General features: G+C 38.4%; 3 protein-coding genes and 1 pseudogene. All 4 read left to right on the top strand.

The annotated features are described in order from the left end of the window. Positions 1–20: 20 nt before the first annotated feature. Complete coding sequence (locus AC0L6O_RS15365; protein WP_473303568.1) at positions 21–9551, top strand: choice-of-anchor Q domain-containing protein; 9531 nt, start codon at positions 21–23, stop codon at positions 9549–9551. Positions 9552–9815: 264 nt separating this feature from the next. Then, entirely contained in the window at positions 9816–11132 is a 1317-nt protein-coding gene (locus AC0L6O_RS15370) for a rhamnogalacturonidase (RefSeq protein WP_473303570.1), read from the top strand. A gap of 100 nt (positions 11133–11232) precedes the next feature. Further along, entirely contained in the window at positions 11233–11868 is a 636-nt protein-coding gene (locus AC0L6O_RS15375; RefSeq protein WP_473303572.1) for a 3-keto-disaccharide hydrolase, read from the top strand. A 391-nt stretch (positions 11869–12259) separates the two neighbouring features. After that, positions 12260–12505, top strand: a pseudogene (locus AC0L6O_RS15380) (cupredoxin domain-containing protein); the annotation flags it as partial. Positions 12506–12555 lie beyond the last annotated feature (50 nt).

The following is a 12555-nucleotide window of genomic DNA, read 5'->3' on the forward strand; positions in this document are numbered from 1 at the left end:
GGACTTTAATAATTATTAAAATGAAAAAAGTAATACTGAGTTTACTTTTAAGCATAAGTTTTTATACCGCTAATGCCCAAAAAGTGGCCATTATAGGAGCAAAACACTTAAATAGCACTGAAGATGGTGTTTCAATTCTAGCCTTAGATAATTTGGCTGTAGGGCAGATTTACTATTTCACAGATAATAATTATAATAACACCAGCAGCCAATTTGTATATGAATTAGATGGTGGTGGCAGTCCAATAAAAGAGTCTGTAGTGAAAATTACGGTTACAACTGCTATTCCAAAGGGAAGTGTTATCTATTTCAAAGAATCAGCACCGAGTTCCAGTAATTTTTTTACAGCATCTGTTACTCCTAGTTCTGGTGCTGTAACAGCGGTACATGTTGCTACCAGTGGCTCCTACTCTTTAGGTAAATTTGGAGAATCTATATACGTTTATACTGATAATAATGAAGACCCTGCTGATGGTGTTACGGAGATTCATGGTGCTTTTTTCGCGGGAACTTTAACAAGCACTAACCTAAGTGGTGGCCCTATGCCCGCCTCAGAAAACCCTAGCCCAGATTTTGCAAATGCTATAGTGGTACATAATTTCCCTGAACAAAATTATACTGTTTCTCCGTATGATGACGGACTAAATAGAGTAGAATATAAAACCTCCGTTTTAGACAGAACAGATGTAACAAAAGTAGATTTAGAAAACTCTAGCAACTATGTTATGTTTGGCAGTGACCAAGATTTATCCACCACCAAATTTACAAATTTTAATCTTGTAGGCTCGAAACCTGTTGTTACACTTACCCGAAATTTAAGCCAGTTAAATGAAAACAGCTCCAGTAATTTCACATATACATTTGAAGTAGATGTAGCACCCACAAGTAATTTAGTTGTCAACTTTTCAGTAAATGGAAGTTCGGCAAACGGCATTGCAAATTTTGGTACAGACTATACCCAAACAGGAGCTACCTCAATGAACTCCACTTCTGGCACCGTAACTATTTCGTCTGGAACTACGTCAAAAAACATAGTCATAAATCCCACAGGAGATTCTGTTTTAGAACCTGATGAAACACTTCAACTGAGCATTACCCCTGGCTCAGAATATACGGCTGGTAGTCCAAGTGTTGCAAGCTCAATTATTATAAATGATGATGTATTAACAGTGGTACCTGATGTTGCCATTACAGGCACCAGACATTATACAGATAATGAAGATGGTGTTAGCGAATTCTCTTTTACAGCCTTAAAAGGTTTATCGGCCGGAGCTTCGTATGTATTCTCTAGCAATCCCTTTAACAAAAGCACGCTACTCTTTTCCAATGTTTCCACCTACCCATCAGAATTAAAATGGACAGTTCCTACAGGAGGCATAGCACGTGGTGATGTTATAGTGGTTAAAAAAACGGCTCACAATACATTTACAGTAACTAGAAATGGTTCTGCTACATCGGCTGGAACAGTAATAAAATTAAGCCCTTCAAAGAACTTTTATATTTCTCAATATGAAGGTTTTTTCAGAGCTCATACAGATACTGACAACAATCCATATAATGGCATTACGGCTGTACATAGCCAGATTTTCACATATTCATCACCCAATTTTGGTGGAAATATGCCAGCTTCCTTAGACCTATCAACACTATACCCTGGGTCCGTTTTGGTAGATGGCTTTGCCAATACTTCACCTCAGAGGTTAGAATACAAACCTACTTTAAGACCAGCCACTACGGTAGACCAAGCCGGTTTTGAAAATCCAGCAAATTGGTTGTACGCAGAAGCAATGCAAGATTTATCTCCTGTGCCCTTTAATAATATTATTGTTAGCGAAGGCTCTGCAAATCCAAAAGCTACAGTAACAATTACTTCTGCATCCATTTTGGAAGACTCAGAAACATCTGTTTATACATTTAGTTTAGATGGGACGGCCACTTCTGATATTACCATTAACTTTTCAGTAGCAGGTACTGCCACTTTTCCTTCAGATTATACCGTTTCTGGTGCCAATTCCTATACTTCATCAGTGGGCAGCATTACCATTCCCAACGGAGCCTCTTCAGCACAATTAACCATAAATCCTGTGACCGATGCCACCTTAGAAAAAACCGAGGATATTTTAATAAGCATTACTTCAGGTATAGGCTACGATGGCGGTTCTCCGGGAAATGCAAGTGTAAATATTTTGAATGATGACGCTAATAATGCCACGTCAAAACTAGCCATCATTGGCATTAATCACTTAAGCCCCGCCAGCATGTCTGTGGTGGCTATGGATAATATTCCGGCCAATTCAACATTCTATTTTTTAAGAAATCAGTTTGACAAGAGTAGCCTTACTTTTGAAAGCGGCGGAAAATACAAACTGGTTACCCCGAATACTTGTATTCTTAAAGGAACTGTATTAACCATTACTGGTGGCTTGAATGGGCCTTTGACTGTAAATTGTAACAATACTTCTGACCTCCCTGAATGCGGTACAGCTACTATAATTGGTAGTGGAAATGTCTTTGACTTTTTAGATATCGGTACGCGTTACCATGTATATGAAGATGATGATGAAGACCAAACAAATGGCATTACACAAATTCATGCCGTTTTTAATACTGGTGGCACGTATCCATCTAATCATACAGGAGGTTTTTTAACACCCGAAGAGAATCCTAAGTCTGTCTATAGTAATGCCGTAGTGGTGGATGGTTTTCCGGCTGTTGCACCAAACCGTACCGAATTTGATGCTAGCAAAAGGAATATTAACATTTCAAGTAGTGCAGTGGAGAATATCTCAAATTACTTGCATGCACAGTCAAATGCGGCTTTAAGTTTTACAAATTTTAATGCTCAAAACATTATTTATGTAGACTCCGCAGTAGTGGGAGGATTAGCAGATGGAACATCATGGACAAATGCATATTCAGATATTCAATCCGCCTTAGAAACTTTTGAGTCAGACTGTGCTAACTATCAAGTTTGGGTGGCCAAAGGAACCTATTATCCTACATCAGGTTCCGACCAATCCATTTCTTTCGAACTCAAAAACAACTTGGCTATTTATGGAGGTTTTGAAGGTACTGAAACTGCCCTTTCTCAAAGAAATATCACGAACTATCCTACCATATTAAGTGGTGATTTGGGTACTATAAACGATAATTCAGACAATAGTTACCATGTAGTTAAAGGTGAAAACATACTCCAAACCGCTATTTTAGACGGCTTCATTGTTAAGAATGGAAATGCACAAACCGCCGCAACTATTACCAGTGGTGGCGGAATATTAGGACTAAACTCTAAGGCTATTATTCAAAATTGTACCGTCGAATCTAATTCGGCTGTAAGCGGAGCGGGAATATTTTTAAGCAGTGCCAGTAGCTCTAAGATTATCAATTGCATTTTTAAAAATAATGCGGCTTTAACGGATGGTGGTGCAGTAGCTGGCTCCAATAATTCTTGCTCATTTACCAATTGTCTTTTTGTCAATAACACAGCTGCTACCAATGGCGGGGCTATTCATAGCTCAAACAGCAATATGACCTTTGTGAACAGTACTTTTAGTAAAAATAATGGGACTGTAGGAGACGCTGTTTATGTAGATGGTACTTCACCCACCATTACAAATTCTATTTTTTGGAACAATCTCAATACTTCAGCCTCTGATATTTATCCTACAAGTGGGCTTAATGTTTCCTATTCTATTATTGAAAACGGATATACGGGCACTGGAAACCTTAATCAAAACCCTTTATTTATAAATGCGGACAATAATTTTGGTTTGCAGGCAATTTCAGTAGCAATTGATGCGGGGCTAAATACAGCTATCCCCGATGGTATAAATGAAGATTTAATTGGCTCTGATAGACTAATTGGATGCTTCCTAGATATGGGAGCTTATGAATATATCAACCTAGATTATAACCCATTGTTAGTTTCTACCACAAATGACAATGGCTGTGGCTCGCTAAGATTTGCTGTAGAAAATGCCTTCTCTGGCGACACTATTCGTTTCTCCCCTACCATCGATGGCGATACTATTAAGCTTACTACTGGGCACATTTTGATTGATAAAAATTTGGTCATAATTGGAAACGATATAAGCAGTACAATTATTGACGGACAAATAAATAGTAATATTTTTAGAATTAAAACCGCTAAAAGTGTCATCATGGAAGGTATCAGGATTCAAAACGGAATAGCACACGGGGAGTCTGGTGGTGGAATTATTAATTACGGTAATCTGGTTTTTAGAAATTCTAAAATTATTAATTGTCAAGCGAATGTATCTGGCGGCGGTATATTAAATACGGGAAATCTGCAAGTCTTAAGAAGCACAATTTCAGGGAATAAAACTGACATCACGGGTGGTGGGGTTTTCCACTTTAGGGGAAGCCTAGTATTAAAACAATCTTCAATAACAGGGAATATTGCATATATAGGTGGTGGTTCTTCTTCAGGTTTAATTGGCGGGGGACTTCATTTACAAAATTCTAATGTTTCAATTGAAAGTTGCGTAATAAGTGGAAATAGAGCACAAGAGGGTGGCGGAATTTATGCTGCTAATGGTTTTAACTTAAAGAATAGCATTGTTGCGGGTAATTATTCTGATTTCGGTCCAGACATATCTACATTTAATGTATCTGGCTTAACAAGTGCTTACAGCCTGATAGGTAGTGATGAAGGAAATGGAGTACAAAATGGAGTAAATGGTAATTTAGTAGGAACAACTAGTGCACCATTAAGTGCAGAGTTTGTATCAAATGTGCCATCTACAACCACTACGAGTTCTACTATTTTAGGTGATTTACGTCTACAAGCCTGCTCACCTGCCATAAATGCAGCTTTAGCAGATACTATTGGCCTTAATCTTGGGAACAAAGATTTGGCAGGTAATCCACGGGTTTTTGAAAACAGATTAGATATAGGAGCCTATGAGTATCAAAGCATACTTCCAAACCCTCTGTTAGTTTACAATACGAAGGATAATGGCTGCGGTTCACTACGGTATGTAGTAGCAAATGCCATTTCTGGCGACACTATCCGTTTTGATAATGTAATTGACATGGATTCCATAAAATTGACCTCTGGGCAGATTTTAATAAACAAAAATCTTGTCATTCTGGGTAACGGGATGGAAAACACCATTATTGATGGGCAAGCCAATGACAGAATTTTTGAGATAAGTTCTACTAAAAATATTTTCATCAAGGGCTTAAGCATCCAAAATGGGAAGGCTAAAATAGTTGGGAACCAGTCCAAGGGTGGAGGTATTTATAATAGTGGAAACTTGAGTTTAATAGAAGTGGTATTGACAAATAATGCTGTTCCCGCCACAACACAAGGTAGCGGTGGTGCCATTTATAGCACAGCGGGTAGTCTTATATTAAAATCAGTACACGTAAGAGGTAACAGCATCGAAAATCAGGCTTATATAGGATATGGTGGAGCCATACTGATAAAAAACTGCCAGACTGAAATCACTAATTCAATCATTTCTGGCAACAAGTCTGGCAATGGTTCTGGTGGAGCAATATACATATATGAATCCGATGTCAAAATATACAATAGCACTATTAGTGGTAATGAGGCCAGTACTGGCGGAGGAATAGCCGTTTTTTATAATGCAAATGTAGATTTACGTAATAGTATAGTTGCCCAAAATAAAAGTTTCACCAGCGGGAATGACATTTATATCATAAATAATAATCCGAGTGTATTTTCAGGGGAGTATAATGTAATCAATGAGATTGTTGGAAATCATACGCTAACAAACACACTTAATGTGAATCCGTTTTTTGTAGAAAATGTTTCTTTGGCACCGTCAAACTTAGGAGACTTTAGACTACAGTTTTGCTCAGAGGCTATAAATGCCGGTACGACAGACACCACAGGTCTTAACTTAGGTTTGGTAGATATTGCTGGAAACACCAGAGTGTATAATAATAGAATAGACATCGGAGCTTTTGAGCTTCAGTCAGCACCTGTTTTTGAACCTTTATTGGTAATCAATACTAATGACTATGGCTGCGGTTCGCTACGGTTAGCAGTAGAAAATGCTGCCGCAGGAGATACCATACGTTTTGATAATATAATTGATGGAGATACCATCAAACTTACTTCTGGGCAGATACTCTTAGATAAAAACCTTTTTATCAAGGGTAACGATTCTAACAACACCATAATAGATGGCCAAGCCAATAGCAGAATCTTTGAGATTGCAAGTGGTAATATCCTTCACATATCTGACCTTAAAGTTCAGAATGGATTCGCAGCTTCGGGGGGAGGAATTCTCAATCGTGGCACATTCTATTTGACCAATTCCACTATCCATGGAAACAAAGCAAGCAGTTTTGGCGGTGGAATTTACAATACTTTCATAGTATATGTGAATAATTCGAACATAAGCGAAAACAACGCTGATGACTATGGAGGCGGGGCAATTCATAATAGTTCTGGCAGATTGACTATAACTAATTCCATTATCAGTAAAAACAATGGTTATCGAGGGGGTGGGATTCGTAACTCTGGTTCTGCTAAATTAAATTTAGTTAATTCAAACCTCCGCGGAAACGCGGCCGAAGATGACGGGGGTGGAATTTATTCAGGCTCAGGCACAGTAAATTTGACCAGTTCAACTGTAAGCGGGAATAAGGCAAATTTGGCAGGGGGAGTTTATACTTCTAGTGGAACATTGAACTCTACCAATTCCACCATCAGCGGAAATAAGGCAAGATATGGAGGGGGCATTTATATCTATGGTGGCACTGCGAATCTGACTAATTCAATTATAGCAAAAAATATATCCAGGGGTACAAAAGATATCATAAATGATGGTACGATTAATACCAATCTAAATAACCACGTAATGGACCCTAACGGTGCCCATGGTATAACATCCGGCAATGGTATTGACCCTCTTTTTATAACAAACGCACCTTCTAGTGCTCCTTCTACAGTTGGAGATTTTAGGTTACAAGCTTGCTCTCCATTAATTAATGCTGGTACTTCTGATACCACAGGCCTTAATTTAGGTTTGGTAGATATGGATGGCAATCCAAGAGTTTTTGATAATAGAATAGATATTGGAGCTTATGAATACCAAAGCCTCCTACCTGCTTTTACTTTTGATTCTCAAAACAATCCTACCACATGTAGTGGTTCGGATGGAAGTATTTCTTTCCAAACTATAGGAATACCAGACGGAAACTATACCTTAAAATATGAGCTTAATACTGTGAGTACCTCTAAAGGTATAACTGTTTCAAGTAATGATTTTGTTTTAGATAACTTATCAAAAGGTACTTATGAAAACTTCAAGTTAGATTATTTGACCTGTAATTTAGTAGTAAGTACATCTGTAAATGTAACAGACCCTCCTACTCCTACCATTTCGGCAGGAACATTAACTCAGCCTAGCACATGTTTAGGAACAGATGCAAGCATTGCTTTTGGCGGTACTAATCTATCAGGTTCTCAAACCATTCATTTCAAAAAAGGCGGAGTGAGTACTTCGCAAGTTGTGAACGTGGTGAGCAATGCATTTACCTTGACAGGGCTTTCGGCAGGTTCATATTCAGATTTCTCTGTGACAGTGGCAGGCTGTGAAGCTTCCTTTAATACCGCTCAGGTTTTAACAGACCCTCCTACTCCTACCCTTTCGGCAGGAACATTAACTCAGCCTAGCACATGTTTAGGAACAGATGCAAGCATTGCTTTTGGCAGTACTAATCTATCAGGTTCTCAAACCATTCATTTCAAAAAAGACGGAGTGAGTACTTCGCAAGTTGTGAACGTAGCGAGCAATGCATTTACCTTGACAGGGCTTTCGGCAGGTTCATATTCAGATTTCTCTGTGACAGTGGCAGGCTGTGAAGCTTCCTTTAATACAGCTCAGGTTTTAAAAGACCCTCCTACTCCTACCCTTTCGGCAGGAACATTAACTCAGCCTAGCACATGTTTAGGAACAGATGCAAGCATTGCTTTTGGCAGTACTAATCTATCAGGTTCTCAAACCATTCATTTCAAAAAAGACGGAGTGAGTACTTCGCAAGTTGTGAACGTAGCGAGCAATGCATTTACCTTGACAGGGCTTTCGGCAGGTTCATATTCAGATTTCTCTGTAACAGTGGCAGGCTGTGAAGCTTCCTTTAATACAGCTCAGGTTTTAACAGACCCTCCTACTCCTACCCTTTCGGCAGGAACATTAACTCAGCCTAGCACATGTTTAGGAACAGATGCAAGCATTGCTTTGGCCAGTACTAATCTATCAGGTTCTCAAACCATTCATTTCAAAAAAGGCGGAGCGAGTACTTCGCAAGTTGTGAACGTAGCGAGCAATGCATTTACCTTGACAGGGCTTTCGGCAGGTTCATATTCAGATTTCTCTGTAACAGTGGCAGGCTGTGAAGCTTCCTTTAATACAGCTCAGGTTTTAACAGACCCTATAATTTTGGCTACCGCTTCTAATACTGGTCCCTATCAAGAAGGACAAAAAATAGATTTAAACGCCACCAGTGGCAATTCTTATACCTGGACAGGACCAAATGACTTTTTCAGCACGCAGCAGAACCCTAGTTTAATTTCTGCTACTCCTGCAAATGCAGGCATATATTCTGTGACTGTTACGGCCGCCAATAACTGTTCGGCTACGGCTAGCACACAGGTATCGGTAAATTGTAGTTCTCAGTCGTTAAATTATTACCTAGTTTTCGCTGACGGAAACCCTCAAATCATTTCTCCCTTAGTGTCTAATTTGCTAGTGCAAGCTTCGTCAAGACCTATGTCGGTAATTGCTGTTTCTGCTTGCGAAACACCAAGTATTGAAAGTGTAAAATTGCAATTATCAGGTACCTCTAATTTACAGTACCAAATTGACAATGAAATGCCTTTTAACCTCCACGATTTTTATAATGTCAATGTGGGAGATGTTTTAGCTCCTAATTTCTATACGTTTATAGCTAGAGGGTATGACCAAGACAATGCCAATGGAAATGTAATTACGGGTCCAGATGTTATCCGATTTAATATTCTAAAAAAAGGAAGGAGCATTACACTTCCAACCTCTTCTGTCAGCCAAGTTTGTGTGGGTAATACTTTTAATATTTCTACTATGGCCGAAAATAATGCAGCATATCCTTTTGGTACTGGCAATTTATATCAAGTTTATTTATCAGATACTAATGGTGATTTCATGACTAGAACCCTAATAGGTGCAGGAAATGACCCTTCAAATATTTCTTGCCAAATACCTATGTATTTAAAAGGAAGTAGCAAATACAAATTGATGGTAGTTTCTACCAATCCTATTGTGGCTTCAGAACCAAGTCTGATAAACCTAAATGTGATAGGTAGTGATTTGAGTTTAAAATCGCCTTCGGATGACTATGTTACGGAAAATTATTCAGACAAGGCCATTGGTGTCATAAAAGCCAACAATGACATTTTAAACAGTAGTGAAGGAAGTTTTCAAGCAGGTAAGCACATTGAATTAAACCCAGGTTTTGAGGTTTCGGGTGGTTCTGTTTTTGAAGCCAAAATTCAAAATCCGTGTCCTTTATAAAAGTACAAGTTTTGATGGAGGAAATAGTGTACCTAAGGAGAAAGTGAAGTGAGATTATAACATTTTCCTGAACTTCATATCAGCCATAGTTGTATGTTAGTCAAGCATCTTCTTATCTCAAAAATTAAAGAGATAAGTAGATGCGAAGCTGTTTTCTAAACAGTCAAAAAACTCCTTTGCCTAGCATCAATCAGGTTTCTATAGGACGGGATTAAAATAACAATTCCATATATTGTCGACCAAATTATTAGAACCCCGCTTTATATGAAAAAAATCTGTTTAGTAGCTTTAAGTTTCTTAGCTTTTGTATCATCTTCTATTGCACAAGACAAATTCCCTGACGGAACTATAATTCCAGATTGGTTTCATGACTACTCCAAAGTAAAACTGGCCGACCTAGGTAAAGCATTTACCATTACAGATTTTGGTGCAAAAAACGACAGCACTATACTTCAAACAGCTATTATTCAACAAACTATTGACGAAGCTCATAAGCAAGGTGGCGGTGTAATCATCATACCTAAAGGAACTTACCTTAGTGGAGCTTTATTTTTCAAAGCAAACACACACCTACACGTAGCAGAAGGTGGAAAGCTAAAAGGCTCTGACGACATTAGCCATTACCCTAAAATTCCTTCACGTATGGAAGGGCAAAACCTAGATTATTTTGCGGCATTGGTAAATGCGTACAGTGTTGATGGATTCACCATTTCGGGGCATGGCACCATTGACGGAAATGGTTTGAAATTTTGGGAAGCTTTTTGGCAAAGAAGAAAGGAAAACCCAAAGTGTACCAATTTAGAAGTTTCAAGACCAAGATTAGTCTTTATATGGAAAAGCAATAATGTACAAGTACAAGATGTTAGACTTCAAAACGCTGGATTTTGGAGCAGCCATTATTATCAATGCAATAATGTCAAGATTTTAGACTTGCATATTTCTTCACCACATCAACCTGTCAAAGCTCCAAGCACGGATGCTATCGACTTAGACATTTGCTCGAATGTGCTTATTAAAGGCTGTTACATGGCTGTAAATGATGATGCCATTGCCCTGAAAGGTGGAAAAGGCCCATGGGCAGACTTGGTTCCTAATAATGGAGGAAACAGCAATATCATCATAGAGGATTGTGAATTTGGTTTTTGTCATGGTGCTTTGACCTGCGGAAGCGAGTCTATTCATAACAGAAATATTGTCATGAGAAACTGTAAAGTAGACCAAGCAGTAAGATTGCTTTGGTTAAAAATGCGTCCTGATACGCCGCAACTCTACGAATACATCACGGTAGAAAATATTAAAGGGCAGGCTCGTAGTTTGATATATGTAAAACCATGGACCCAGTTTTTTGACCTGAAAGGCAGAGCCACAGTGCCTATCTCTCATTCAGACCATATCACCATGAAAAATATCAAATTAGATTGTGATATTTTCTTCGATGTGGCTATTACAGAGCATGATAAGCTGTCAAATTTCACTTTTGAAAACATGAAAGTTAAAACCAAGAATGCCTCATTTGATAAAAGCATTATTGATGGCTTGACGGTCAAAAATGTGATAGTAAACGGCAACAAAATAGACTAATAGGACAAGCTAGGCTAACATTTATTTTTCTTCTAAACTGTTACCTTACAGGCAGATATTATTTAAATTTACTTAAATCAACCCTATAACGTAAAGCCCTATGAAGTCAATTTCCCACTGCCTTCTTTTCATTTCTTTGTTGACCATTTCTTGTCAAAATCAAACAACAGAAAGCAGCGTCTCACTTTTTGATGGTGAAACCTTTAATGGTTGGGAAGGAGACACATTAAACACTTGGCGAATAGAAGACGGGGTAATTATTGGTGGCAACCTAAATGAAACGGTTCCTCATAATGACTTTTTGTGTTCCACTACCCTGTACGATAACTTCCACCTAAAACTTAAAATAAAACTTACAGGTACCGAAGGCTTTGTCAACTCAGGTATTCAGTTTAGAAGCGAAAGGTTAAAAGAACCAGCCTATGAAATGATTGGCTATCAGGCCGACTGGGGTGAAAACTACTGGGCAGGGCTCTACGACGAATCAAGAAGAAATGTAACACTCATAGCTCCAGACTCCACCGAAGTACTCACGTGGATAAAACCAAACGACTGGAACGACTACGAAATAAAAGCAGAAGGTAAAAGAATCAGACTATACATAAACGGCCACCAATCAGTAGATTACACCGAAGAAGACGACAGCATTCCGCAGTCAGGTTTAATAGGGCTACAAATTCACGGAGGAGCCAAAGCGGAGGCCGCTTTTAAAGCTATTTTTATTACCAAACTTTGATATTGTTGGATGTCTGGTGATAGATGTCCGGTGTTGGATGTTGGATGTTTGGAGCTCGTTGATAGATGGATATTTTGATGTTTAGTGTTGTATGTCTAGAGTCAGATGTAACGTATTTAATTCATTATTGTCAAAATACTGTTTGAAGCATGATTAAAATTCATACCAATAATAATAATTCACCTATACAATTTTAGTTGAATTTTAATTGTGCAAGTTTATTTTGGTTATGGTTTTTGGTTCGGTCCGACGTTTCGGCTTTTTGCGAAAAAAAAGTAATGCCCGTCCCTGTCTGCCGACAGGCAGGTGGCAGGACAACCAAAGAATACGCTTTGGGAGAAGTTCAATTAATGAAGTTTATTATAACTCAAAGAGTAATCAACCTGATATAATGAAAAAACTAACACTTCTTTTTTCCTTATTACTACTTATAACCAAGCTAAAATCTCAAACAATAGACCAAGAATACAGCTTAGAAGCCTCCATGCTAGGTTATTTCGCTAAAGACGGGACACGAAACCCAACCTTAAAAGCCAACAAAGGAGATGTAGTAAAAATCATAATTACAAATACCGAAACCATGACGCACGACATCGCCATGGAGAAACTAGGTATAAAAAGTAACCTAAGCGAAAAATGGTCAAAATCAGGGTCACATGAGCATCATGAAGAAATGATGTTGATTAA

Source organism: Arcticibacterium sp. GJ41-1, from assembly GCF_055808875.1.